Genomic DNA, 24909 nt, shown 5'->3' with positions numbered 1-24909 from the left:
TTGTTAGGGTGGTCGGGGGTAGGATGTGGTTGTTGTGTCCCCCCCCCCCCCCCACCGCATCCCCCCCCCCCCCTCCTCCCCCCCCCCCCCCCCCCCCCCCCCCCCCCCCGCACCGGTCGCGGGCCGCGGGGGCGGCGCGGGGCCGCCGGGTTCAGACCTGCGGGCGCAGGCGGGCGTGGTCGGCCGGGGTGCGGCCGTCGCGGGTGCCCGAGAGGAGGGCGCTGCCCTCGCGCCAGTCCTTCCAGTCCATGTTCCAGTCGCCGAAGCCGTTCCCGAAGGTGTCCATGTCCTCGCCGATGCTGTTGACGACCTGGACGATGTCCCCTTCGGTGATGTTCTCGTAGAACCAGGCGGCGTTGGCGGTGCTCATGCCGGTGCAGCCGTGGCTGACGTTCGCGTAGCCGTGGGACCCGACGGACCACGGGGCGGCGTGCACGTATTCACCACTCCAGGTGACACGGGTGGCGTAGTAGACGGGCAGGTCGTAGTTCTCGCTGCCGCCGATGCCGACGGTGTCCCCGCGCATACGGACGTAGTACTGCTTGCCGAGCACGACCTTGACGCCGTTGCGGGTGGAGAAGCCGGGCTTCCCGGTGGTCACGGGGAGGGTGGTCACCACCTCGCCGTTGCGCTTGAAGGTGAGGTGGTGCGCGGCGGCGTCGGTGATGGCCTCGACGCGGTCGCCGAACTCCAGCGTGAGCGGGGTGCCGGCGGCGCCGTGGAGCTCGCCGTCGATCCTGATGCCCTCCAGGTTGCTCCGTACGGAGACGGTGCTGTTGGCGGGCCAGTACTCCTTGGGCCTGAAATGCAGCCGCTTGTCGTCGACCCAGTGCCAGGCGCCCTCGACCCCGGGCGGGGCGTCGACGACCAGGCCCCGTTCGACGACGGCGCGGGCGGCCTTGTCCTTGACGGGCTCGCTGAGCTCGGCCGTGAGGGGCTGTCCGACGCCGTACTTGCCCTTTTCCGGGCCGAATTCGACGTTCAGGACCTTCTTGGCCGGAGTGGTGTGGAACGTCAGCGTGCGCTGCCCGGGGGCGCCCCGCTCGTCCTCGGTGCTGACGGTGACCGTGTAGCGGACGCCGGCGGCGAGGGGGCCGGTGCTGTGCCAGCGGTCGCCCTTGGCGGTGAGCTCGCCGGCGAGGTGGCGGCCGTGCACGTCCACGGCGGTGACGTCGGTGATGCGGCTGCTGCCCGCGCCCTTCGCGGTGACCTCCAGGGGGCGGTTGTGGTCGACCGGGCGACCGCCCTGGACCTGGTTGAAGGCGATCTGCTCGCCCGCGTCGTGCGGGCGGGCTGACAGCGGGTTCTCGTGCGACCCGCATGCGGTGGTGCCGGCACCGAGGGACGCGACCAGCAGGGAGCAGCTGATGACCGTCCAGAGACGCGGTGAGTGGTTCATGGGGCCAACGCTAGGGAAATACGACAATCCCGGCGCGCGGGATGACTGCAAACGAGGGGCCCGGGCTCCTCTGTTCGAGGAGTCCGGGCCCCAGGCGTTCGACCGAGCCGAGTGCGGCTACTGGTTCTGGTTCTCACCGCGGTAGTACTCGTACACCCAGCCCCACAGGCCGATCAGGATGATCGGGGCCGAGAAGTACATCAGCCACCAGCCGAAGACGACGCCCATGAAGGCGAGCGCACCGCCGATCGCCAGCGAGAGCGGCTGCCAGCTGTGCGGGGAGAAGAACCCCAGCTCGCCCGCCTCGTCGGCGACCTCGGCCTCCAGGTTGTCCTGGGCCATCTCGTCGACGCGCTTGGCCGTGAAGGCCAGGTAGTAGCCGATCATCACGCTCAGGCCGAAGGCCAGGAAGAGCGCGGTGGTCCCCACGGGCTCCTTCGACCACACGCCGTACACGACGGCCATGATCAGAATGAAGGCGGAGAGCCAGAGGAACATCTTGCCCTGGATCTTCACTTGCCGGCCTCCTTGCCACCGGTGACGGCCTTGGCGCCGTGGTCCTCGAGGTGGTCGAGGGCCGCGATCTCCGGGTGGTGGAGGTCGAAGGCCGGCGACTCACTGCGGATGCGCGGCAGGGTGACGAAGTTGTGCCGCGGCGGCGGGCAGGACGTCGCCCACTCGAGCGAACGGCCGTAGCCCCACGGGTCGTCGACCTCGATCTTCTTGCCGTACTTGGCCGTCTTCCAGACGTTGTACATGAACGGCAGCATCGACAGGCCGAGCAGGAACGAGCTGACGGTCGAGATGGTGTTCAGCGCGGTGAAGCCGTCGGCGGCGAGGTAGTCCGCGTAGCGGCGCGGCATGCCCTCGGCGCCCAGCCAGTGCTGCACCAGGAAGGTGCCGTGGAAGCCCACGAAGAGCGTCCAGAAGGTGATCTTGCCGAGGCGCTCGTCCAGCATCTTGCCCGTGAACTTCGGCCACCAGAAGTGGAAGCCGGAGAACATCGCGAAGACCACGGTGCCGAAGATGACGTAGTGGAAGTGCGCGACGACGAAGTACGAGTCGGAGACGTGGAAGTCCAGCGGGGGCGAGGCCAGGATGACGCCGGTCAGACCACCGAAGGTGAAGGTGATCAGGAAGCCGACGGCCCAGAGCATCGGGGTCTCGAAGGACAGCGAGCCCTTCCACATGGTGCCGATCCAGTTGAAGAACTTCACACCGGTCGGTACCGCGATCAGGAAGGTCATGAAGGAGAAGAACGGCAGCAGTACGCCGCCGGTGACGTACATGTGGTGCGCCCACACGGTCACGGAGAGGCCGGCGATGGCGATCGTCGCGGCGATCAGGCCGATGTAGCCGAACATCGGCTTGCGCGAGAAGACCGGGATGACCTCGGAGATGATGCCGAAGAACGGCAGGGCGATGATGTACACCTCAGGGTGTCCGAAGAACCAGAAGAGGTGCTGCCACAGCAGGGCGCCGCCGTTGGCCGCGTCGAAGACGTGGCTGCCGAACTTGCGGTCGGACTCCAGCGCGAACAGCGCCGCCGCGAGGACCGGGAAGGCGAGCAGGACCAGGACACCGGTCAGCAGCACGTTCCAGGTGAAGATCGGCATGCGGAACATCGTCATGCCCGGGGCGCGCATGCAGATGATCGTGGTGATGAAGTTGACCGAGCCGAGGATGGTGCCGAAGCCGGAGAAGGCCAGACCCATGATCCACATGTCGGCGCCGATGCCCGGCGAGCGGACCGCGTCGGACAGCGGGGAGTAGGCGAACCAGCCGAAGTCGGCGGCACCCTGCGGGGTGAGGAAGCCGGCCACCGCGATGGTCGAGCCGAAGAGGTACAGCCAGTACGCGAACATGTTCAGCCGCGGGAACGCCACGTCGGGCGCGCCGATCTGCAGCGGCATGATCCAGTTCGCGAAGCCGGCGAACAGCGGCGTGGCGAACATCAGCAGCATGATCGTGCCATGCATGGTGAACGCCTGGTTGAACTGCTCGTTCGACATGATCTGCGTGCCCGGACGGGCCAGCTCGGCGCGCATGAAGAGCGCCATCACGCCACCGATCAGGAAGAACACGAACGACGTGACCAGGTACAGGGTACCGATGGTCTTGTGGTCGGTCGTGGTCAGCCATTTGACCACCACGCTGCCAGGCTGCTTGCGCCGTACCGGCAGCTCGTTCTCGTACGAGTCTGCGGCGGCACCCTGGGATTCGTTGAGGATGCTCACAGTGTGTTCGTCTCCGCGTTCCGGGCCGGGTCAGTCTGCTTGATGCCGGCCGGCAGGAAGCCGGTCTGCCCCTTCTCGGCCAGTTCCTTCAGGTGCGCCCGGTACTCCTCGGGCGAGACGACCTTGACGTTGAAGAGCATCCGGGAGTGGTCGACGCCGCACAGCTCGGCGCACTTGCCCATGAAGACGCCCTCCTGGTTGGGCGTGACCTCGAAGACGTTGGTGTGGCCCGGGATGACGTCCTGCTTGAAGAGGAACGGCACCACCCAGAAGGAGTGGATGACGTCGTTCGACGACAGGATGAAGCGGACCTTCTCGCCCTTGGGCAGGTAGAGGGTCGGGCCGGGGTTGCCGGTCTCCGGGTTCCGGTCGCCCGGGATGCCCTTGTCGTAGACGCCTTCGGCGCCCGCCGGGAAGGCCTTGGTGTAGCGGTCCGGGATGCTGGCGAGTTCCTTGGGAACCGCGCCGGCCTTCGGGGTGGCCGCGTCGCCGTCGACGTTCTCGATGTAGTTGAAGCCCCAGCTCCACTGGAAGCCGACCACGTTGATGGTGTGCGCCGGCTTCGAGAGGGCGAGGAGCTTGGACTCGTCACGCGCGGTGAAGTAGAACAGCACCGAGACGATGATGAGCGGGACCACGGTGTACAGCGCCTCGATGGGCATGTTGTACCGGGTCTGCGGGGGGACCTCCACCTTCGTCCGGCTGCGCCGGTGGAAGATGACGCTCCACAGGATCAGGCCCCAGACCAGGATGCCGGTGACCAGAGCGGCCGCCCAGGACCCCTGCCACAGGGAGAGGATGCGAGGCGCCTCCTCCGTGACCGGGTAGGGCATCCCGAGGCGGGGGAAGTCTTTCCATGTGTACGAGCAACCAGTGGCGGTCGCCAGGACCACGCCCGCAGTCAGCGCCTGCAGCAGCTTCCGCCGCATCGGGCGCCGCGGCGAGCGGTCGGAGCCGTAGGGACTCACGTAGCGCCTTCCCGAGAGTCTCGGCCCGCGCGGCCGGCCGCGGCCGTGTTCGGGTCGGTCGCCGGCCCTGACGCAGGCAGGGGTTTGGATGTTTATGCGGACCAAACCCTACTGGACGCTATTTGGGGTCGCGCGGGGAGGGTGCCCAACGCGCCGCTACTGCCCCCGAAGGGATGGATCCGCCGTACGGGGGACGGGCCGGCACCGGCCGAACGGCCGTGTGGGGGCGGCTTCTGACGGGCCCTGCGCTCCGGCGCCGCGGGCGGCTCCCGGCGGGCCGGACGGCGCCGCGCACCGGGTCGGCGCCGCGCCCGGGGACCGCTGCCTTACGGTGGCGGGATGCCGTACTTCGACACCGCGTCCACCGCACCGCTGCACCCCGTGGCCCGGCAGGCGCTGGCGGCCGCCCTCGACGAGGGCTGGGCGGACCCCGCGCGGCTGTACCGGGAGGGCCGGCGTGCGGCGCTCCTGCTGGACGCGGCGCGCGAGGCGGCGGCGGAGGCCGTCGGCTGCCGGGCCGACGAGCTCGTGTTCACTCCTTCGGGGACCCAGGCGGTCCACTCGGGGATCGCGGGCGCCCTCGCCGGGCGCCGGCGCACCGGCCGGCACCTGGTGGTGTCCGCGGTCGAGCACAGCTCGGTGCTCCACGCCGCCGACGTGCACGCCGCCGCGGGCGGCTCGGTGGCCCAGGTGCCGGTGGACCGCACGGGCGCCGTCACCGCCGGGGGGTACGCGGAAGCGCTGACCGCGTCCACCGCGCTGGCCTGCCTGCAGTCCGCCAACCACGAGGTGGGCACGGTGCAGCCGGTGGCGGAGGTCGCGGACGTCTGCGCGGAGGCCGGGGTCCCGCTGCTGGTGGACGCCGCGCAGTCGCTGGGCTGGGGGCCGGTGGAGGGCGCCTGGTCGGTGCTGGCGGCGAGCGCCCACAAGTGGGGCGGGCCGCCCGGGGTCGGCCTGCTGGCGGTCCGCAAAGGTGTCCGGTTCTCGCCGCAGCACCCGGCGGACGAGCGGGAGTCGGGCCGCTCCCCCGGCTTCGTGAACCTCCCGGCCGCCGTCGCGGCCGCCGCCTCGCTGCGGGCGGTGCGGGCCGAGGCGGAGGCGGAGGCGGCCCGGCTGCGGGTGCTGGTGGACCGGATCCGGCGGCGCGTGGCCCGGCTCGTGCCGGACGTCGAGGTGGTCGGCCACCCGGACCGGAGGCTGCCGCACCTGGTGACCTTCTCCTGCCTGTACGTCGACGGGGAGACCCTGCTGCACGAGCTGGACAGGGCGGGCTACTCGGTCTCCTCCGGCTCCTCCTGCACCAGCTCCACCCTGACGCCGAGTCACGTGCTGCGCGCGATGGGGGTGCTGTCGGAGGGGAACGTACGGGTCTCCCTGCCGCCGGGGACGACGGCGGAGGACGTCAACGGCTTCCTGGAGGTGCTGCCCGGCGCGGTGGCCCGGGTCCGGGCGGCCCTCGGGTCGCCGGAGGCGGAGCCGTCGGAGCCGGTCGCGGACTCGGTGGAGGTCGACGCGCTGGGGCTGCGCTGCCCGCAGCCGGTGATCGAGCTGGCCAGGGCCGTCCGCACGGTCCCCGTCGGAGGGACCGTCACCGTGGTGTCGGACGACGAGGTCGCCCGGCTGGACGTCCCGGCGTGGTGCTCCCTGCGCGGCCACGACTACCTGGGCGAGGAGCCGCGGCCGCGGGGGACGGCGTACACGGTGCGCCGCCGGAGCTGAACCGGGCCGGCGCCCCCGCGGGCGCCGGCCGGCGGCATTACCGGATCAGGCGGCGAGGTGGGCGCGCACCTCGGCCGCGGCGTCCTCGCCGTACGCCTTGGTGAAGCGCTCCATGAAGTGGGCGCGCGCCAGGGTGTACTCCTGGGTGCCGAGCGTCTCGATCACGAGGGTGGCGAGCATGCAGCCGACCTGCGCGGCGCGCTCCAGGCCGACGCCCCAGCCGAGGCCGGCCAGGAAGCCGGCGCGGAAGGCGTCGCCGACGCCGGTCGGGTCGACCTTCGCGGTCTCCTCCGGGCAGCCGACCGTGATGGTCTCCTCGCCTGCCCGCTCGATGCGGACGCCGCGGGAGCCGAGGGTGGTGACGCGAGTGCCGACCTTGCCGAGGATCTCCTCGTCGCTCCAGCCGGACTTCGACTCGATCAGGCCCTTCTCGTACTCGTTCGAGAAGAGGTACGTCGCGCCCTCCATCAGGGTGCGGATGTTCTCGCCGTCCATGCGGGCGATCTGCTGGGAGAAGTCCGCGGCGAAGGGGATGCCGCGGGTGCGGCACTCCTCGGTGTGGCGGAGCATCGCCTCGGGGTCGTCGGCGCCGATGAGGACCAGGTCGAGGCCGCCGACGCGGTCGGCGACGGCCTTGAGCTCGATCAGGCGGGCCTCGCTCATCGCGCCCGTGTAGAAGGAGCCGATCTGGTTGTGGTCGGCGTCGGTGGTGCAGACGAAGCGCGCGGTGTGCAGGACCTCGGAGATCCGCACCGAGGAGGTGTCGACGCCGTGCCGGTCCAGCCAGGCGCGGTACTCGTCGAAGTCGGAGCCGGCCGCGCCGACGAGGACCGGGCGCAGGCCCAGCTGGCCCATGCCGAAGCAGATGTTCGGGCCGACACCGCCCCGCCGGACGTCGAGGTTGTCGACGAGGAAGGAGAGGGAGACCGTGTGCAGCTGGTCCGCGACCAGCTGGTCGGCGAAGCGGCCGGGAAAGGTCATGAGGTGGTCGGTGGCGATGGAGCCGGTGACTGCGATGCGCACGGCGTGGATGCTCCTGCGGGAAGGCGAGCGTTGACAGTCAACGCTACCCCGTCGCGGACCTGCCGCCGACCCTGTGAAACTACCCCGTAGTAGGTCTTTCTCCGCGCGGTGGTGCGAGCCTACGGTGCCCCCATGACCTACACCGAGGGATTCGGCTACGGAGAGTACGCGGTCGACACGCGGCCGGGTTTCGCGCGACTGCTGCGCGACTGCGCCAGGATGGCCCCGCACTGGGCGGTCCCGGCGGACCCCCGGCCGGACAGGGTGGCGCCGTCCCGGATCCACGGGGTGCGCGTCCCTGCGGCCTCGGCCCGCCTGATCGCCTCCACGGCGCAGTACGGCGACGGCGGGTAGTCCGGCGGAACCGGTTTCGCGTCTGTTCCGTCACACCCGCATCAGCCACGGCGATACGGGCGTAAGGAGCAAGCGGTGACGAGCGAACAACCCGAGACATCACGCGGCACACGGCGGCGGCCGGCCTGGGCCATCGGCTCCATCGCCGCCGCCGTGCTGCTCGCCGGCGGCGGGACGGCGTACTGGGCGTCGGCCGCGCAGGGCGGCGGCCGCGCGGGCGGCGAGCCGGCGGCCTCGGCGCCGCGGGTGGCGCCGAGCCCGTCCGGGCCGGGCATCGCCCCGGGCGAGCCGGATCCGCAGGGCGGCGGGGTCACCTACCGGGCTGCGGGGAGGCTGCCGGAGGCGCCGGCCACCGCGCCGTCGTACGCGGCGTCCGGGGAGGTCTCGGCCGAGGAGGCGGGCCGGCTCGCGGCGGCCCTCGGCCTGGCGGGCGATCCGCGGCGGGTCGGCGACACCTGGCGGGCCGGGGAGGGCGCGGACGGCTCGGGGCCGCGGCTGACGGTGACCCGGACGGCGCCCGGGACGTGGAGCTTCTCCCGCTTCCACGGCGGGGGCGGCACGGGCGACGACTGCGAGCGCGGCAAGGACACCTGCGGGCCGGCCAGGCTCCCCCAGGGCGGGGACGGCGGGGCGGGCGCCGGAAAGCCTGTGTCGGAGGAGGCGGCGAAGGCCGCGGCGGCGCCGGTGCTGGCGGCGGCCGGGCAGTCCGGCGCGGCGCTGGACGCACGCCTGGTGCAGGGCTCGATCCGTGTCGTGGCCGCCGACCCGGTGGTCGACGGGCGGCCCACCAAGGGCTGGACCACGCAGGTCAGCGTCGGCCCGGACGGCCAGGTGGTGGCCGGCAGCGGCGAGCTGAAGGCGCCGGTGCGCGCCGGCGAGCAGCGCGTGGTCGGGGCGGCGGAGGCGCTGGCCCGGCTGAACCGCTCCTCGGGCGGCCCGGACCGGACGGGGCCGAGCGGCTGCGCCTCGGCGGTGCCGCTGACGACGGACGACCCGGTGGGGCCGGGCGAGACGCCGCCGTGCGACCCGGAGCCGCGGCCGATGAAGCCGCCGCGTACGGAGACGGTGACGGGGGCGGTGCTGGGGCTGGCCGCGGGGACGGTGAACGGGGCCCGCGGGCTGGTGCCGGCCTGGCACTTCGAGGTGGCCGGAAAGGACGGTGCGCCGGCGCACACGGTGGTGCAGCCGGCAGCGGAGGGCGGCCAGGCGGCGCCCGCCCCGTCGGGGGCGCGCACGGTGCCGGGGTTCTCGTACGCGGAGGCCGACCGGAAGCTGACGGTGAACTTCTGGGGCGGGGTGTGCAGCACCTACGCGCTGGAGGCGCGGGAGGAGGCCGGCTCGGTGACGGTGCGGATCACGGACACCCCGACCGATCCGGGCCGGGCCTGCATCATGATCGCGCAGGAGATGAGCGTGTCGGCGACGCTGAAGCAGCCGCTGGGGACGCGCGCGGTGGTGGACGCGACCTCGGGGAAGCCGCTCCCCCGCCAGGGGTAGTCCCGCGGCGCCGGACGGCGAGGCCCCCGGCACCGAGGACGGTGCCGGGGGCCTTCGCTCTGCTTCCGCGGGCCCTGGCGGGGGCTTAGCTGAAGGAGTCGCCGCAGGCGCAGGAGCCGGTGGCGTTGGGGTTGTCGATCGTGAAGCCCTGCTTCTCGATGGTGTCGACGAAGTCGATGGAGGCGCCCTGGAGGTAGGGGGAGCTCATCCGGTCCGTGACGACCTTCACGCCGCCGAAGTCCTTGACGACGTCGCCGTCGAGGGAGCGCTCGTCGAAGAAGAGCTGGTAGCGCAGGCCGGAGCAGCCGCCGGGCTGGACGGCGACGCGGAGCGCCAGGTCATCGCGGCCCTCCTGCTCCAGCAGGGTCCTGACCTTGTCGGCGGCGGCGTCGGACAGGAGGATGCCGTCGCTCACAGTGGTCTTGTCGTCCTGTACGGACATCTGCATTCACTCCCGAAGTGGGCGGCTCCCCGCCGGCAGGCAGGGAAACGTCGGACTCTTGCCGTCGGTGGCAACGAGCGGGGGCGCGGATTCATTCCGGACCCGACGCGTGTTCCAGACATTCATGCTCGCACACCGGCGCGGACCGGTGGACCGGACGCGGGGACGGGTTCACGACCGGGCGAATGCGTCACATCGACACTATCGGCATCGTCAAAGTGACGTGAACCGGCTATCATAGATAGCGTCAAATAGACGAAAAGTCGAAGCAGACGCTTCCAGAAGTCCCTTGTCGCAGAACAGAAAGGGTGCGTGTCGTGACCACCGCCCAGCCCTTGGACGTCCAGCCGACGCCCCTTGCCCTGCTGCTGCTCGGCCGCGAAGCCGACCCCAAGAGCGAGCGCGGCGTGGAGTGCCCCGGCGACCTCCCCTCGCCGTCGGACCCCGACCTGGTGGCGCGCGCCCGCGCCGCCAAGGAGAAGCTCGGCGACAAGGTCTTCATCCTCGGGCACCATTACCAGCGTGACGAGGTCATCGAGTTCGCCGACGTCACCGGCGACTCCTTCAAGCTGGCCCGCGACGCCGCCGCCCGCCCGGAGGCCGAGTACATCGTCTTCTGCGGCGTCCACTTCATGGCCGAGTCCGCGGACATCCTGACCGGCGACGACCAGAAGGTCGTCCTGCCGGACCTGGCCGCCGGCTGCTCCATGGCCGACATGGCCACCGCCGAGCAGGTCGCGGAGTGCTGGGACGTGCTGTCCGAGGCCGGCATCGCCGACGTGACGGTGCCCGTCTCGTACATGAACTCCTCCGCCGACATCAAGGCCTTCACCGGCAAGCACGGCGGCACCATCTGCACCTCGTCCAACGCGAAGAAGGCCCTGGACTGGGCGTTCGAGCAGGGCGAGAAGGTGCTCTTCCTCCCGGACCAGCACCTGGGCCGCAACACCGCCGTCCGCGACATGGGCATGTCCCTGGACGACTGCGTGGTCTACAACCCGCACAAGCCGAACGGCGGCCTGACCGCCGAGCAGCTGCGCGACGCGAAGATGATCCTGTGGCGCGGCCACTGCTCCGTGCACGGCCGCTTCTCGCTGGACTCCGTCAACGACGTCCGCGAGCGCATCCCGGGGGTGAACGTGCTGGTGCACCCCGAGTGCCGGCACGAGGTCGTGGCGGCGGCGGACTACGTCGGGTCGACGGAGTACATCATCAAGGCGCTGGAGGCGGCCCCGGCCGGCTCGAAGTGGGCCATCGGCACCGAGCTGAACCTCGTGAAGCGCCTGGCGAACCGTTTCGCCCCGGAGGGCAAGGAGGTCGTCTTCCTCGACCGGACGGTCTGCTTCTGCTCCACGATGAACCGCATCGACCTGCCGCACCTGGTCTGGGCCCTGGAGTCCCTCGCCGAGGGCACCCTCGTCAACCGCATCCAGGTCGACAAGGAGACCGAGAGCTTCGCCAAGCTGGCCCTGGAGCGGATGCTCGCGCTGCCGTAGCGGGTCCCGCCCCGCGCACCGAGAGCCGGAAGCACCTGCCGAAAGGGCCGCTCCCCTCCCCCACCGGGGGACGGGAGCGGCCCTTTCGCCTTCGGCTCCGTGCCGGTCAGACCCCTGCCGGGGCGTGCTCGCCGGCCTCGGTGCCCTGCGGCGCCGGGACGGCCGCCAGGCGCGACCGGCGCTTGTCCCTGCGGCGCTCCTTGCGCAGCTCGATCATGGTGTACAGGGTCGGGACGAGGAGCAGCGTCAGCACCGTCGACGAGACCAGCCCGCCGATCACCACGACGGCGAGGGGCTGGGAGATGAACCCGCCCTCGCCGGTCACGCCGAGCGCCATCGGCAGCAGCGCGAACACGGTGGCCAGCGCCGTCATGAGGATCGGGCGCAGGCGGTGCCGGCCGCCCTCGACGACGGCCTCGACGACGCCGAGTCCCTGGGCCCGGTACTGGTTGACCAGGTCGATCAGGACGATCGCGTTGGTGACGACGATGCCGATCAGCATCAGCATGCCGATCATGGCGGGGACGCCGAGCGGGGTGCCGGTGACGAGGAGCAGGCCGAGCGCGCCGGTGGCCGCGAACGGGATGGAGACGAGCAGGATCAGCGGCTGCACCAGCGACCGGAACGTGGCCACGAGGAGCATGAACACGATCGCGATGGCGGCGAGCATGGCGAGGCCGAGCTGGCCGAAGGCCTCGCTCTGGTCCTCGGAGACGCCGCCGATGGAGGCGGTGGCGCCCTCGGGGAGCTTCAGCGCGGCGATCCTGGTCTGGAGTTCGGCGCCGATGGCGCCGGTGTTGTCGCCGACCGGCCTGCCGGTGACGGTCGCGGCGCGGGCCCCGTCGATACGGGTCAGGGAGACCGGTCCGGGCACCTCCTTGACCTCGGCGACGTCGCCGAGGCGGAGACCGGGCCCGACGGGCAGCGCCTGGAGTTCGGCCAGGGTGGACGCGGGCTGCGCCGACTTGATGACGATGTCCCGCTCGGTGGTGTCGAGGACGGCCTTGCCTGCCGGGGTGCCCCGTACGGCCTGGGCGGTGATGGCGCCCAGCGCGGCTTGGTTCAGGCCGGCCTCGGCGGTCTTCGGGGTGGCGGTCACCGAGATCCGCGGCACGGACTGGGAGAGGTCGCTCTGCACGTCGGTGACGTCGTCGAGGCCCGCCATCTCGGCCCGGACCTGCTCCGCGGCCTGCGCCAGGACGGCGGCGTCGCCGGCCTTGACGACCACGCTGAGGTTCTGGCCGCCGAAGCCGCCGCCCGCGGAGATGCTCGTGTCGCCGATGCCGTCGAGCTTCGCGAGGGCGTCCTCGATCCGCTTCTTGACGTCGTCGCTCTCGCCGGCGTCGTCCAGGACGACCTGGAAGGTGGCCTGGTTGGAGCCGGTGCCGCCGCCGAAGGCGGCCAGGAAGCCGGAGGAGCCGACGGTGACCTGGTGGTCCTTGACGCCCTCGACGCCGTCGAGGGCCTTCTCCACCCGGCGGCTCGCCTCGTCGGAGGCGGCCAGGGAGGTGCCGGCGGGCAGCTGCTGCTTGACGGTCAGGACGGCCTGGTCGCCCTGGTCGAAGAAGTTCGTCTTCAGCAGCGGGGTCATGCCGAGGGTCGCGACGAAGATGACGGCGGCCAGCACGAGGGTGGTCGCCCGGCGCCGGGTGACCAGGCCCAGGGCCCGGACGTAGCCGCGCTGGAGGCGGCTGTTCGCCTCCTTCTCCTCGGCCTCGCGGCGGGCCCGCTCGGCGCTCGCGGCGTCCCCGGCGCTCACGCCCTCCGGCGCGCGCAGGAACCAGTACGAGAGCACGGGCACGACCGTCAGCGACACCAGCAGCGAGGCCAGCAGGGCCGCGGCGACGGTGAGCGAGAAGGGGCCGAAGAACTCGCCGACCATGCCGCCGACGAGGCCGATCGGCACGAAGACGGCGACGGTGGTGAGGGTGGAGGAGGTGACCGCTCCGGCGACCTCCCTGACGGCGGTGAGGATGGCGGCCTCGCGCTCCTCGCCGTAGCCGAGGTGGCGCTTGATGTTCTCCAGGACGACGATCGAGTCGTCGACGACGCGGCCGATCGCGATGGTCAGGGCGCCCAGGGTGAGCATGTTCAGCGACAGGTCGCGGGTCCACAGCACGATCAGCGCGAGGACGACGGACAGCGGGATGGAGACCGCCGTGACGAGCGTCGAGCGCAGGGAGGCGAGGAAGACCAGGATCACCACGACGGCGAAGAGCAGGCCGAGCAGGCCTTCGGTGGTGAGGCTGGAGATGGACTGGGCGACCGGCGGGCCCTGGTCGGCGACGACGGTCAGCTCCGCGCCGGAGCCGAGGGCGGCGCGCAGCTCGGGCAGCTTCTCCCGGACGGCGTCGGAGATGGCGACGGCGCTGCCGTCCTTGTCCATGGTGAGCACCAGGGCGAGGCTGGGCTTGCCGTTGGTGCGGGTGAGGGAGACGGGCTTGGCGGGCTCCTGCCGGACGGCGGCGACGTCGCCGAGGCGGACGGCCGGCCTGCCGGGTCCGGCGGTCAGGCGGAGCTCCTCCAGCTGGGCGAGGGAGGTGTAGCCGGCTCCGACGCGGACGGTCCGGTTCTTGCCCTGCTCGTCGAAGGAGCCGGCGGGCACGGTCGCGCCGCCCGCCTGGAGGGCCTGGGCGAGGGAGGCTCCGTCGAGGCCGGCCGCGGCGAGGCGCGCGGGGTCGGGGGTGACGGTGACCTGGACGTCCTGGGCGCCGTCGACGGTGACCTGGCCGACGCCCTTGATGTCCTCCAGGACGGGGACGACGGTGCGGCCGAGCTGGTCGGCGAGGGCCTGCTGGTCCTTGTCGGAGGTGACGGCGAGGACGACGGTCGGGATGTCGTCGGTGGAGCCGGCGACGACCTGCGGGTCGACCTCGGAGGGGAGCCGGACGCGGGCCCGGTTCACGGCCTGCTGGACGTCGGCGACGAGCTGCTTGGTGCCGGCGTCGCCGTAGTCGAAGGTGGCCATGATGAGGGCGTTGCCCTCGCTGGCGGTGGAGGTGATGCCGGTGATGCCGTCGACGCCCTTGAGGGTGGCCTCGATCGGCTCGACGACCTGCTTCTCCACGACGTCGGGCGAGGCGCCCTGGTAAGGGGCGAGGACGGACACCATCGGCAGGTCGATGGAGGGCAGCAGCTGCTGCTTGAGCTGGGGGACGGCTATGGCGCCGAAGAGCAGCGCCGTGAGCGACACGAGGCCGATCAGCGCTCTCTGGGACAGGCTGAAGCGGGACAGCCAGGACATGGGCGTCGGTATCTCTCTGCAGTCGGTCGGAGCGAGGCCGCACGGGCGTGCGCTGCCCCCCAGCCTGCCGCGGCCGGGGCGCTGCCGCGTCGCCCCTGGGTCCCGGCTTTATGCGGCGCATACCGCGCCTGTAGTACGCGGCCCCTACTGCGGACGGCGGCCCTGATCCGCCGGACAGACCCTACTCGCCGCGGGGCCGGACCAGTCCGGACTCGTAGGCGACGACGACCAGCTGGGCGCGGTCGCGGGCGCCGAGTTTGGCCATGGCCCGGTTGACGTGCGTCTTGACGGTGAGCGGGCTGACCTGGAGCCGCCCGGCGATCCCGTCGTTGGACAGGCCCGCGGCGACGTGGACGAGGACCTCCCGCTCGCGGCCGGTCAGCGCGGCGAGCCGCTCGGCGTGCCCGCCGGCCGGGGCCGCGGGGTCCGCTCCGCCGCCCTGCGCGAGGAACGTGGCGATGAGCCCCTTGGTGGCGGCCGGGGAGAGCAGGGCCTCGCCTGCGGCGGCGACGCGGATGGCGTTGAGGAGCTCCTCCGGTTCGGCGCCCTTGCCGAGGAAGCCGGAGGCCCCGGCCCGCAGGGCCGCGGCGACGTACTCGTCGACCTCGAACGTGGTGAGCATGACGACGCGTACGGCGGCGAGTTCCGGGTCCGCGCTGATCAGGCGGGTGGCGGCGAGGCCGTCGGTGCCGGGCATGCGGATGTCCATCAGCACCACGTCGGGCGCGGTCTCGCGAACCCGCTCGTAGGCCTGGGCGCCGTCGCCGGCCTCGCCGACGACCACCATGTCGGGTTCGGAGTCGACGAGTACGCGGAACGCGCTGCGCAGCAGGGCCTGGTCGTCGGCGAGGAGCACCCGGATGGGCGTCGGCGTCTCTTCCACGGCCCGACCCTACGCGCCCGTACGCGCCCGGGGGCCGCCGGGGAGGGGGGTACGGGCCCGGTGGCGGCGGCGGGGGCGGTCAGCCGAGGGCGAGCACGACCAGCGCGGTCGTCGCTGCGGTCTCGGCGACGGCGCCGAAGACGTCGCCGGTGACCCCGCCGAAGCGGCGCACGCACCGGCGCAGCAGCAGTTCCGCGACGGCCAGGGCGGCGGCCACGGCGGCGGCGGCGCGGACGGCGGCCAGGGCTCCGCCGGGGGCGGCCGCCGCCGCGGCGAGAACGGCGACCGCTGCGGCGGCCAGGGCGGCCGTGTGCCGCGGCACGACCCCGGCGACGGCGGCCCCCAGTCCCTCCGGGCGTGCGGGCGGGATCCCCCCGCGGGAGGCCAGCGTCAGGGCGAGGCGGGCGGCCACGCCGGCCGTGGCGGCGGCGAGGGCGCCGCGGGCCCAGCCGTCGGCGAAGGCGTCGGCGAGGGCCCCGGCCTGGAGGAGCAGGAGCAGCAGCAGCGCGACGACCCCGAAGGGGCCGATGTCGGACCGCTTCATGATGGTCAGCGCCTCGGCGGCCGGTTTGGCGCTGCCCAGGCCGTCGGCGGTGTCGGCGAGGCCGTCCAGGTGCAGTCCCCGGGTCAGGGCGGCGGGGACGGTGACGGCCGCGGCCGCGGCGAGGAGCGGGCCGCCGCCCAGCACCGCCAGGGCGGTTCCCGCGGCGGCGGCGGCCGTGCCGACGGCCAGTCCGGCGAGCGGCGCGCACGCCATGCCGGTGCGGGCCGCGGGCCGGTCCCAGCGGGTGACGCGGACGGGCAGCACGGTCAGCGTGCCGAAGGCGAAGCGGAGCCCGTCGCCGAGCGCGGCGCGCTCCCGCGGGGGCGCGGGCCGGGACGGCGGGGACGGGTCGCCGGCGGGGTCTGTCGTGGGATCGGTCATCGGCGGGAACGGTACCTGCTGCCCGCGGCGGCGATTTGCCCGAGGGGCCCGAGCCGCGAAGCTGGTGTCATGGGTTCTTGGTGGTACCGGAACATCATCGAGCCGGGGAAGCTCCCGCTGCTCCTCGCCCTGCTCGCGTTCATCCTGTCGTTCCTGGTCACCCGGGTCATCACGCGCCTGATCCGGGCCGGGCGCGGGCCGTTCGGGAACATCGCGCCGGGCGGGCTGCACGTCCACCACGTGGTGCCGGGGGTGATCCTGGTGGTCATCGGCGGGTTCGGGGCGATCGCGAGCGGCGGGCAGGGCTTCGGGTCGCTGCTGTCGGCCGTCGTCTTCGGGCTGGGCGCGGGGCTGGTCCTGGACGAGTTCGCGCTGATCCTGCACCTGGACGACGTGTACTGGAGCGAGCAGGGCCGCAAGAGCGTGGAGATCGTGGTGCTGACGGCCGCCGTGGTCGGGCTGGTGCTGGCCGGCTTCCTGCCCTTCGGGGTGAACGACCTGACGACGGAAGAGCTGCAGAACCGCGGACTCGTGGTCATGAACATGGCCACGAATTTCTTCCTGGCGCTGGTCGCCCTGTGGAAGGGCAAGGCCCGCACCGCGCTCTTCGGGATGGTGATCCCCTTCGTGGCGCTGATCGGCGCGGTCCGCCTGGCCCGCCCGGGCTCGCCGTATGCGCGGCGGTTCTACGCGAACCGGCCGCGGGCGCGGGCGCGCGCCGGGCTGCGGGCCTTCCACCACGACCGGCGGTGGGCGGCGCCGCGGCGCCGGTTCGAGGAGTTCATCGGGGGCGCCCCGGACCCGGCGAAGACCCCTGCGGCGGCCGCTCCCGAGGAGCCGCCGCCGCACTGAGCGGGCCGCCGGCGGACCGGTACGGGCCCGGGGCCGGCCGGGGTCAGCCGGGGATCAGCCCGTTGTCGCCGAGCATCTCCCGGACCTCCTCCAGCGTGGCGTCCGGAGCGGGCAGGATCAGCTCGGACGGCTCCAGCGCGTCGTCCGGCAGCGGTACGCCGAGCCGGCGGACGGCGTCGAGGAGCGCGCCGAGGGTGCGCCGGAAGCCCGGCTCGTCACCGCCCTCCAGCTCCGCGAGCAGCTCGTCGTCCAGCTTGTTCAGCTCGGGGAAGTGGCTGTCCCCGATCTCGACCTGGCCTTCCCCCATGATGCGGACGATCACGACGGGCCCCTGTCCTACTGCTTGTCGAACCGGTGCTGGGTCTGCTGCTGCTGGGCGGAGCCCGGGGCGCCGCCCTCGATGGCCTGCTGCTGGGCGGAGGAGCCGCCCGCCAGCTCGGCCTTCATCCGCTGGAGCTCCAGCTCGACGTCGGTACCGCCGGAGAGGCGGTCGAGCTCGGCCTGGATGTCGTCCTTGGAGCCGAGGCCGCTCTGGTCGTCGAGCGCGCCGGAGGCGAGCAGCTCGTCGATGGCGCCGGCGCGGGCCTGGAGCTGGGCCGTCTTGTCCTCGGCGCGCTGGATGGCGAGCCCGACGTCGCTCATCTCCTCCGAGATGCCGGAGAAGGACTCGGCGATCCGGGTCTGCGCCTGGGCGGCGGTGTAGGTGGCCTTGATGGTCTCCTTCTTGGTGCGGAAGGCGTCCACCTTGGCCTGGAGGCGCTGCGCGGCCAGCGTCAGCTTCTCCTCCTCGCCCTGGAGGGTCTCGTGCTGCACCTGGAGGTCGCCCACCTGCTGCTGGAGCGAGGCGCGGCGGGAGAGGGCCTCGCGGGCCAGGTCCTCGCGGCCCAGGGCCAGCGCCTTGCGGCCCTGGTCCTCCAGCTTGGCGGACTGCGTCTGCAGCTGGTTCAGCTGGAGCTCCAGGCGCTTGCGGGAGGTCGCGACGTCGGCGACGCCGCGGCGGACCTTCTGGAGCAGCTCCAGCTGCTTCTGGTAGGAGTAGTCGAGGGTCTCGCGCGGGTCCTCGGCCCGGTCAAGGGCCTTGTTCGCCTTCGCGCGGAAGATCATCCCCATACGCTTCATGACACCGCTCATGGGCTTCGCGCGCCCCCTTCTGACGGACTTCGCTCCAGACGACCAACAAGACCCACAGTACGGGCCCTGTCTCCATTACCGCACTGTTCGTGAGCGGATGCGCTCCTCCTCGAGGACGACTGTGCCCCGGCCCCGGTAGGGCGTGAGGATGAGACGCGCCTCCGGGTGCCCCCGGCCGCCGCACGAACCCTGCACCGGTCCAGACGCCCGCCGTTGCCGGATCGTTCCCCGGCAGGGTGGGGCAGCAGTCGCCGACCACGTAGGCTTGGGTTTTGTGTTTGGTAGCCGTTCCTCCAAGGAAGAGAAGGCCGCCGCCGCCGACAAGGTGAGCGCCGAGCCCTCGCAGCCCCGTCACCCGCAGGCCCCCAAGGGCCGCCCGACGCCGAAGCGCGCCGTCGCCCAGTCGCAGCGCAAGGCCGTGGTGGCCTCGACCGGCAACCGCAAGGAGGACATGCGGCGCGCCCGCGAGCGCCGCCGCGTGGAGCTGGCGAGGCAGCGCGAGGCCCTGGCCAACGGTGACGAGCGCTACCTGCCCGCCCGCGACAAGGGCCCGGTGCGCCGCTTCGTCCGCGACTTCGTCGACTCCCGCTTCTCCGTCGCCGAGATGTTCCTGCCGCTCGCGGTCATCATCCTCGTGCTGAGCATGGTGCGGGTCCCGTCGATCCAGAACGCCGCACTGCTGCTGTGGCTCGCCGTGATCGCCCTGATCATCTTCGACTCCGCGGCCCTGGCGTTCCGCCTGCGCAAGGCGCTGAACGAGCGCTTCGCCGACCAGCCGCGCCGCGGCGCCGTCGCCTACGGCCTGATGCGCACCCTCCAGATGCGCCGCCTCCGGCTGCCGAAGCCGCAGGTCAAGCGCGGGGAACGGCCCTGAGCGGACGGCCGTCCGGAGTGTCGGGGGACGGCTTCGCGGGGGGAGCCCGGCTGTGGCTCGAGGGCCTGGGAGGACTGCGCAACGCCGTCCGCCAAGAACTCGTCGGCCGGCAGATCGACGAGCAGATCGCGCAGCGCTTCCCCGTGGGGCAGCGGCTGCGCGTTCTGGACGTCGGCATGGGCCAGGGCACCCAGGCGCTGCGTCTCGCCCGCGCCGGACACCGGGTGACGGGTCTGGAGAAGGACCCCGGCATGCTGGAGGTCGCCCGCGAGGCGCTCTCCGCGGAGCCCGCCGGGATCCAGGAGCGGGTTCGGCTCCTGGAGGGCGACGGCCGGGAGACCGGCGCGCACTTCACGCCGGGCAGCTTCGACGTCGTGCTGTGCCACGGCGTACTGATGTACGTGCCGGAGCCGGACGCCATGCTCGCCGGGCTCGCCCGGATGCTGGCCCCGGGCGGGCTGCTGTCCCTGCTCGTCCGCAACGGCGACGCGCTCGCGATGCGCCCCGGGCTCGACGGCGACTGGCCGGGCGCGCTCGCCGCGTTCGAGTCCGTCGACTACACCAACCGGCTCGGCCTGGAGGTCCGCGCGGACCGGCTGTCCGAGCTGACGGGCACGCTGTCCGGGATCGGCGCCCCGCTCCAGGCCTGGTACGGGGTGCGCGTCTTCACCGACGGCACCGAGGCGGGCTCGGCGCTCCCGCCTGAGGAGGAGCTGGACCGGCTCCTGGCCGCCGAGGACCGCGCGGGCCGCACCGACCCGTACCGCGCCGTGGCGGCGCTGCTCCACCTGTGCGGCGTCCGGGGCTGACCCGGACCGCCGCCCCCCTAGGGATGTTGCGAAGGTCCCGCACGGCGCCCGCGGCGCCCGGCACGCACTCCCGCCGCACCGGCCGAAGCCCCGAGTACGCCCGGTACGAGGGCCTTCGCCCGGCACGCCGAGAGCACGCACCGGGCACCGCACAGGACTTTCGCAACACCCCCTGGACGACCGCGCCCCGGGCCCTGGACGGGTCCCGGGGCACACGTGTGTCCGCCGCTCAGGCGTCGAGGGCCTCGCGCAGGCTCATCGCGTACACCTCGGCGCCGCTGTCGTCCGACAGCTTGACCCGCTCGGTGCCGCCCTCCAGCAGGTCCCTCCAGTACTCGCCGATCCACGACTCCGCGTCGCCCTGCGTGGTGAACTCCTCCGGCTCCACCGCCGGCGCCGCCGGGCTGCCGTCGGCCGTCTCGAAACGCCACGTCCACGCCATGTCCGCCTCCGTTGCTCGTCCGCTGCTCGTCCGCTGCTCGCCTTGAGTCTGCCCGCAGAGTAGCCGGGCGCGCACCACTCCCGGGTACGCGGGAGGATCTTCTCGTGGAACTCACTCTGCTCGGCACCGGAACCCCCGAGGGCCTGCCCCGCCCCGGCTGTCCCTGCGCGGCCTGCGCGGTCTCCGTCGGCCCGCTGGCGCGCGCCGCGACCTCCCTGCTCGTCGACGGGGCGCTGCTGCTGGACCTGACCCCCGGGGCGGTCCTCGCGGGCGCCCGCGCCGGCCATTCGCTGGCCGGGGTCCGGCAGGTCCTGCTCACCCATCCGCACGACGGGCCGCCCGTGGAGCTGCCGCCGGGCCTGCCGACGGCGGGGCGGGTGCCGGACGGGCGGGAGCTCGCCGTGATCAGCGGGCACCGGGTGCGGGCGGTGCCGATGGACGCGCCGGGCACCGGGTACGAGGTCGTCGGCCCGGACGGGAGCCGGCTGCTGTACCTGCCGCCGGGCGGGGCGCCCGCGGGGACGAACGGCACCATGGCCGAGCGCCCGTTCGACATGGTGCTGGCCGACGTGCTGGGGCGGCCGGAGGCGCTGGCGCGGCTGCGTGCGAGCGGGGCGGCGGGGCCGACGACCGACGTCATCGCCGTGCACCTCGACCACGACGTGCCGCCGGGCCGGGAGCTGCAGCGGCGGTGCGCGGCGGCGGGGGCGCGGGCGGTGCCGGACGGGGCGACGGTGACGGTCGGCGAGTACCACGCGGTGCCGGACCTGCCGCGGCGGACGCTGGTGCTGGGCGGCGCCCGCTCGGGGAAGTCGGTGGAGGCGGAGCGGCGGCTGGAGGGCTTCCCCGAGGTCGTGTACGCGGCCACGTCGGGCACCCGTGCGGGGGACGCGGAGTGGGCGGCGCGGGTCGGACTGCACCGGGACCGGCGGCCGGCGAGCTGGCGGACGGTGGAGACCTGCGACCTGGTGCCGCTGCTGGCGGAGGGCGGCCCGCCGCTCCTCGTCGACTGCCTGGCGCTGTGGCTGACGGACGCGATGGACCGGGCGGGGGCCTGGGACGACGCGGTGTGGGAGGCCGGCGGCCGGGAGGAGCTGCGGAAGCGGACCGCGGAGCTGGTCGCGGCGGTACGGGCGACCCGGCGCACGGTGGTGGCCGTCAGCAACGAGGTCGGCTCGGGCGTCGTCCCGGCGACGGCTTCGGGGCGCCGGTTCCGGGACGAACTCGGGCGCCTGAACGCGGCGGTGGCCGCCGAGTGCGAGCACGTCCTGCTGGTGGTGGCGGGTCAGGCGCTGGTCCTGAAGGACTGACGCCGCCGTGCCCCGGGGGCGGCTCCAGGGCGTGCGCCGGGGCGCCCGCGGGGGCGGTCCCGCCGGGCTTGGGCAGGGCCTCACCGGCTGTACGCTCTGGCAGATGACCACGCTGAATCTCGACGACTTCTCCGACCTGATCGAGCGCCCCGACAACGGAGTCCGGCGGGACGCCGAGGAGCGCCGCGAGCGGCTGTCCGTGCCGGCGGGGGCCCTCGGGCGGCTCGACGAGCTCGCCGAGTGGCTGGCAGCCGCGCAGGGCCGGGTTCCGGTCAGGCCGGTCGAGCGGCCCCGGGTCGTCCTGTTCGCCGCCGACCACGGCATCGCCGCCGCCGGGGTGTCCGCCCGGCCCGCCGGCGGCGCGCACGCCCTGGTGCGCTCGGTCCTCGACGGCGCGAGCCCGGTCTCCGTCCTCGCCGGCCGGTTCGGCGCGTCGGTGCGGGTGGTGGACGCGGGTCTGGACTGCGAGCCGGGCCTGCTGCCCGAGGACGTCGTCCGCCACCGGGTGCGGCGCGGCAGCGGCCGCATCGACACCGAGGACGCCCTCACCCGGGAGGAGGCCGAGGCCGCGGTGCGGCTCGGTGTCCGGATCGCCGACGAGGAGGCCGACTCCGGCACGGACCTGGTCGTCCTCGGCGACCTCAGCGTCGGCGGGACCACGGTCGCCGCGGTGCTGGTGGCCGCCCTGTGCGGCACCGACGCGTCGGTGGTCACCGGCCGGGGCGGGGTGCCGATCGACGACCTGGCCTGGATGCGCAAGTGCGCGGCGATCCGCGACGCCCTGCGCCGGGCCCGGCCCGTCCTGGGCGACCAGCTGGCCCTGCTCTCCGCGGTGGGGGGCGCGGACGTCGCCGCGATCACCGGGTTCCTGCTGCAGTGCGCGGTGCGCCGCACCCCGGTCGTCCTCGACGGCGTCGTCTCGGCGGCCTGCGGGCTGGTCGCGCAGCGCGCGGCGTTCCGCGCGCCGGACTGGTGGCTGGCCGGCCAGGCGAGCGGGGAGCCGGCGCAGGCCAAGGCCCTCGACCGGATGGCACTCAACCCCCTGCTGTCCCACGGCGTCACCGTGGGGGAAGGGACCGGGGCGCTGCTGGCCCTCCCGCTCGTCCAGGCGGCCGCCGCACTCGCGGCGGAGCTGCCGGAGCGGGCGGAGGAGCCGCAGCCGCAGGAGCCGCAGCCGGAGGAGCCGGCGCAGCAGGGCTGAGCCGCCGGGCCGTGGCACCGGGCCGCGGCCCCGCGGGACGGCCGTTCGCGGTCGGCGGCGCCCCATATGATCGGCTTTCATGGGAGAGGCCCGCTTGACCAGCGCAGATATCGACCGGAACGCCGCACAGGCCGCACAGAAGACACAAGCGACACAGAAGGCGAAACCAGCACAGACCGCCGGCGGGGGAACCGCCGGCACCTCCGCCAACACCCCGTCCGGCAGCGGCAAGGACGGTGCCGGACGCAAGGACGACGGGGGCCCCGGCTCCGGCCGCGGGTCCGCCCGCTCCCGGCGCAGCGCCGCCTTCGCCGTCTGGTACCTGCGCGCCGTCACCTTCGTCAACTTCCTGAGCGCGGTGTGGGTGTCGCTCGGGCAGGACCTGCGCCGGCACAACACCGCCGACTTCTACACCCCGTACCTGCTGACCGCCGGATTCGCCTCCGGCCTGTTCTCCCTGCTCCTCGCGGTGACCATGGGCCGCCGCAAGCGGGCCGCCTGGATCCTGAACCTGGTCCTGGCCGGCCTGCTGCTGCTCGCCTTCGCGACCGCCGCCTTCGCCCCGTGCACCGGCAGCGGGCCGGACCTGTGCTACCCGGAGTTCCGGGACCACGCGCAGAACTGGGTCTCGCTGGCCCTGACCGCCGCCTTCGTCGGCGCCCTGCTGCTGGGCCGCCGGGAGTTCTACGCCAAGGGCGACCGCTCGAACCCGAAGCTCGCCACCGCCGTCGCCGCGGTCGGCCTGCTCGTCACCTCGCTGCTCGCCGCGCTGATCGTCGGCGCCGCCAACACCGACCCGGACGCCTCCCAGGCATCGTTCCTGGCCCGCTGGCGCTACGGCGCGATGCGGCTGATCACCCTCGACCCCGACGCCCGCGACTACGCCGCCATCACCACGCCCGCCTGGGTCGACGTCGTCATCAACGTGATGTCGATGGTGCTGCTGCTGGCCGTGCTGCTCGCCGCGTTCCGCTCCCGCCGCGCCGTCGACCCGCTGACCGAGGAGGACGAGGAGAAGCTGCGCGCGCTGCTCGCCCGGCAGGGCGACCGCGACTCCCTCGGCTACTTCGCCCTGCGCCGCGAGAAGTCCGTCATCTGGTCCCCGACCGGCAAGGCGGCCGTCACCTACCGCGTCGTGGGCGGGGTCTCGCTCGCCTCCGGCGACCCGATCGGCGACCCCGAGGCCTGGCCCGGCGCGATCGAGCCGTGGCTTGCCGAGGCCCGCGAGCACGGCTGGGTGCCGGCCGTGATGGGCGCCAGCGAGGAGGCCGGCCAGATCTACGCCCGGCACGGCCTGGACGCGCTGGAGCTGGGCGACGAGGCCATCGTCGAGACCGCCGAGTTCACCCTGGAGGGCCGCGCCATGCGGACCGTCCGGCAGGCGTTCAACCGCGTCAAGCGCGCCGGATACAGCGTCCGCATCCGCCGCCACGCCGACATCCCCGCCGAGGAGATGGCCGAACTGGTGCGCCGGGCCGACGACTGGCGCGACGGCGCCACCGAGCGCGGCTTCTCGATGGCGCTGGGGCGCCTCGGCGACCCGGCCGACGGCCAGTGCGTGATGCTGGAGTGCACCGACGGCAACGGCGACCTGAGGGCGCTGCTGTCCTTCGTGCCCTGGGGCCCCAAGGGCCTCTCCCTCGACCTGATGCGCCGTGACCGGGACTCCGAGAACGGCCTGATGGAGTTCATGGTCATCGAACTGCTGGAGCGCTCGAAGGAGATCGGCGTCAGCCAGGTCTCGCTGAACTTCGCGATGTTCCGCTCGGTCTTCGAGCGCGGCTCGCGGCTCGGCGCCGGCCCGGTCCTGCGCCTGTGGCGCTCGCTGCTGAGCTTCTTCTCCCGCTGGTGGCAGATCGAGTCGCTCTACCGCGCCAACGCCAAGTACCGGCCGATCTGGGAGCCGCGGTTCATGCTGTTCGAGAAGAGCTCCGACCTGCTGCGGATCGGCATCGCGGCCGGCCGGGCCGAGGGCTTCCTGGAGGCTCCGGGGCTGCCGAAGTGGCTGAACCGCCGGCACCTGGAGACCAACCGCTGACCGGACCTGCGAAGGCCCCGCCCCCGGCGGGCGGGGCCCCCGGCCCGCACCCCGTACCGTAGGCG

The 24909-nt window shown here is 73.3% G+C and carries 22 protein-coding genes; 10 read left to right on the top strand and 12 right to left on the bottom strand.

The features are described from left to right. Positions 1 to 151: 151 nt before the first annotated feature. The 4 genes from ACZ462_RS19710 to ctaC form a co-directional block, all read right to left on the bottom strand. Positions 152 to 1399 (bottom strand): L,D-transpeptidase, encoded by a 1248-nt coding sequence (locus tag ACZ462_RS19710; RefSeq protein WP_467808966.1) that lies wholly within the window; start codon positions 1397 to 1399, stop codon positions 152 to 154. Positions 1400 to 1516: 117 nt separating this feature from the next. Continuing rightward, positions 1517 to 1915 carry a cytochrome c oxidase subunit 4 gene (locus ACZ462_RS19705; protein ID WP_385677618.1) on the bottom strand — a complete coding sequence of 133 codons (399 nt, stop codon included), beginning with the start codon at positions 1913 to 1915 and terminating at the stop codon, positions 1517 to 1519. Next, positions 1912 to 3636 (bottom strand): aa3-type cytochrome oxidase subunit I, encoded by a 1725-nt coding sequence (gene ctaD / locus ACZ462_RS19700; RefSeq protein ID WP_467808967.1) that lies wholly within the window; start codon positions 3634 to 3636, stop codon positions 1912 to 1914. Before ctaD ends, ACZ462_RS19705 begins: the two co-directional genes overlap by 4 nt. After that, a complete protein-coding gene (gene ctaC, locus ACZ462_RS19695; protein ID WP_467808968.1) occupies positions 3633 to 4604 on the bottom strand; it encodes an aa3-type cytochrome oxidase subunit II in 972 nt (323 codons plus the stop codon). The genes ctaD and ctaC overlap by 4 nt, the downstream gene beginning before the upstream one ends. A gap of 339 nt (positions 4605 to 4943) precedes the next feature. Between ctaC and ACZ462_RS19690 the strand changes: the two genes are divergently transcribed. Then, positions 4944 to 6323 (top strand): aminotransferase class V-fold PLP-dependent enzyme, encoded by a 1380-nt coding sequence (locus ACZ462_RS19690; protein ID WP_467808970.1) that lies wholly within the window; start codon positions 4944 to 4946, stop codon positions 6321 to 6323. Between the two features lie 45 nt (positions 6324 to 6368). Here the strand turns inward: ACZ462_RS19690 and ACZ462_RS19685 are convergent, their stop codons facing one another. Next, a complete protein-coding gene (locus tag ACZ462_RS19685; protein ID WP_467808971.1) occupies positions 6369 to 7346 on the bottom strand; it encodes a carbohydrate kinase family protein in 978 nt (325 codons plus the stop codon). A 132-nt stretch (positions 7347 to 7478) separates the two neighbouring features. Between ACZ462_RS19685 and ACZ462_RS19680 the strand changes: the two genes are divergently transcribed. Beyond that, positions 7479 to 7700, top strand: coding sequence for a hypothetical protein (locus tag ACZ462_RS19680; protein WP_467808972.1), 222 nt, complete (start codon positions 7479 to 7481; stop codon positions 7698 to 7700). 75 nt (positions 7701 to 7775) lie between these two features. Continuing rightward, positions 7776 to 9197 (top strand): hypothetical protein, encoded by a 1422-nt coding sequence (locus ACZ462_RS19675; RefSeq protein WP_467808973.1) that lies wholly within the window; start codon positions 7776 to 7778, stop codon positions 9195 to 9197. A gap of 85 nt (positions 9198 to 9282) precedes the next feature. On the opposite strand, the gene ACZ462_RS19670 is transcribed toward ACZ462_RS19675, so the two are convergent. Continuing rightward, positions 9283 to 9639: a HesB/IscA family protein gene (locus ACZ462_RS19670; RefSeq protein WP_467808975.1), complete on the bottom strand. Its 357-nt coding sequence runs from the start codon at positions 9637 to 9639 to the stop codon at positions 9283 to 9285. Positions 9640 to 9947: 308 nt separating this feature from the next. Here ACZ462_RS19670 and nadA point away from each other — a divergent pair, with 308 nt between their 5' ends. After that, a complete protein-coding gene (gene nadA / locus ACZ462_RS19665) occupies positions 9948 to 11135 on the top strand; it encodes a quinolinate synthase NadA (protein WP_467808976.1) in 1188 nt (395 codons plus the stop codon). 106 nt (positions 11136 to 11241) lie between these two features. Here nadA and ACZ462_RS19660 read toward each other — a convergent pair whose 3' ends face one another. The 3 genes from ACZ462_RS19660 to ACZ462_RS19650 form a co-directional block, all read right to left on the bottom strand. Beyond that, entirely contained in the window at positions 11242 to 14379 is a 3138-nt protein-coding gene (locus tag ACZ462_RS19660; protein WP_467808977.1) for an efflux RND transporter permease subunit, read from the bottom strand. 181 nt (positions 14380 to 14560) lie between these two features. Then, complete coding sequence (locus ACZ462_RS19655) at positions 14561 to 15262, bottom strand: response regulator (RefSeq protein WP_467808979.1); 702 nt, start codon at positions 15260 to 15262, stop codon at positions 14561 to 14563. Between the two features lie 79 nt (positions 15263 to 15341). Continuing rightward, positions 15342 to 16187, bottom strand: coding sequence for an adenosylcobinamide-GDP ribazoletransferase (locus tag ACZ462_RS19650; protein WP_467808980.1), 846 nt, complete (start codon positions 16185 to 16187; stop codon positions 15342 to 15344). Positions 16188 to 16256: 69 nt separating this feature from the next. Between ACZ462_RS19650 and ACZ462_RS19645 the strand changes: the two genes are divergently transcribed. Further along, the gene (locus ACZ462_RS19645) at positions 16257 to 17039 is read left to right on the top strand and encodes a hypothetical protein (protein WP_467808981.1); all 783 of its coding nucleotides are present in this window, start codon (positions 16257 to 16259) and stop codon (positions 17037 to 17039) included. Positions 17040 to 17082: 43 nt separating this feature from the next. On the opposite strand, the gene pspAA is transcribed toward ACZ462_RS19645, so the two are convergent. Continuing rightward, the gene (gene pspAA, locus ACZ462_RS19640; protein WP_467808982.1) at positions 17083 to 17361 is read right to left on the bottom strand and encodes a PspA-associated protein PspAA; all 279 of its coding nucleotides are present in this window, start codon (positions 17359 to 17361) and stop codon (positions 17083 to 17085) included. 14 nt (positions 17362 to 17375) lie between these two features. Then, positions 17376 to 18170 carry a PspA/IM30 family protein gene (locus tag ACZ462_RS19635; RefSeq protein WP_467808983.1) on the bottom strand — a complete coding sequence of 265 codons (795 nt, stop codon included), beginning with the start codon at positions 18168 to 18170 and terminating at the stop codon, positions 17376 to 17378. Between the two features lie 265 nt (positions 18171 to 18435). Here ACZ462_RS19635 and ACZ462_RS19630 point away from each other — a divergent pair, with 265 nt between their 5' ends. Further along, the gene (locus ACZ462_RS19630; RefSeq protein WP_467808984.1) at positions 18436 to 19044 is read left to right on the top strand and encodes a DUF3043 domain-containing protein; all 609 of its coding nucleotides are present in this window, start codon (positions 18436 to 18438) and stop codon (positions 19042 to 19044) included. Between the two features lie 50 nt (positions 19045 to 19094). Beyond that, positions 19095 to 19853: a class I SAM-dependent methyltransferase gene (locus tag ACZ462_RS19625; RefSeq protein ID WP_467809000.1), complete on the top strand. Its 759-nt coding sequence runs from the start codon at positions 19095 to 19097 to the stop codon at positions 19851 to 19853. Positions 19854 to 20082: 229 nt separating this feature from the next. Here ACZ462_RS19625 and ACZ462_RS19620 read toward each other — a convergent pair whose 3' ends face one another. Continuing rightward, complete coding sequence (locus ACZ462_RS19620) at positions 20083 to 20295, bottom strand: hypothetical protein (RefSeq protein ID WP_467808985.1); 213 nt, start codon at positions 20293 to 20295, stop codon at positions 20083 to 20085. A gap of 104 nt (positions 20296 to 20399) precedes the next feature. Here ACZ462_RS19620 and ACZ462_RS19615 point away from each other — a divergent pair, with 104 nt between their 5' ends. The 3 genes from ACZ462_RS19615 (at position 20400) to ACZ462_RS19605 (ending at position 24844) form a co-directional block, all read left to right on the top strand. Continuing rightward, positions 20400 to 21605, top strand: coding sequence for a bifunctional adenosylcobinamide kinase/adenosylcobinamide-phosphate guanylyltransferase (locus ACZ462_RS19615; RefSeq protein ID WP_467808986.1), 1206 nt, complete (start codon positions 20400 to 20402; stop codon positions 21603 to 21605). Positions 21606 to 21708: 103 nt separating this feature from the next. Then, positions 21709 to 22806, top strand: coding sequence for a nicotinate-nucleotide--dimethylbenzimidazole phosphoribosyltransferase (gene cobT / locus ACZ462_RS19610; RefSeq protein ID WP_467808987.1), 1098 nt, complete (start codon positions 21709 to 21711; stop codon positions 22804 to 22806). A gap of 79 nt (positions 22807 to 22885) precedes the next feature. Next, positions 22886 to 24844, top strand: coding sequence for a phosphatidylglycerol lysyltransferase domain-containing protein (locus ACZ462_RS19605; protein WP_467808989.1), 1959 nt, complete (start codon positions 22886 to 22888; stop codon positions 24842 to 24844). Positions 24845 to 24909 lie beyond the last annotated feature (65 nt).

The organism is Streptomyces sp. NPDC031121 (assembly GCF_055570615.1).
Note: the sequence above shows the minus strand (reverse complement) of the source record. Positions and strands in the feature narration are given on the sequence as shown.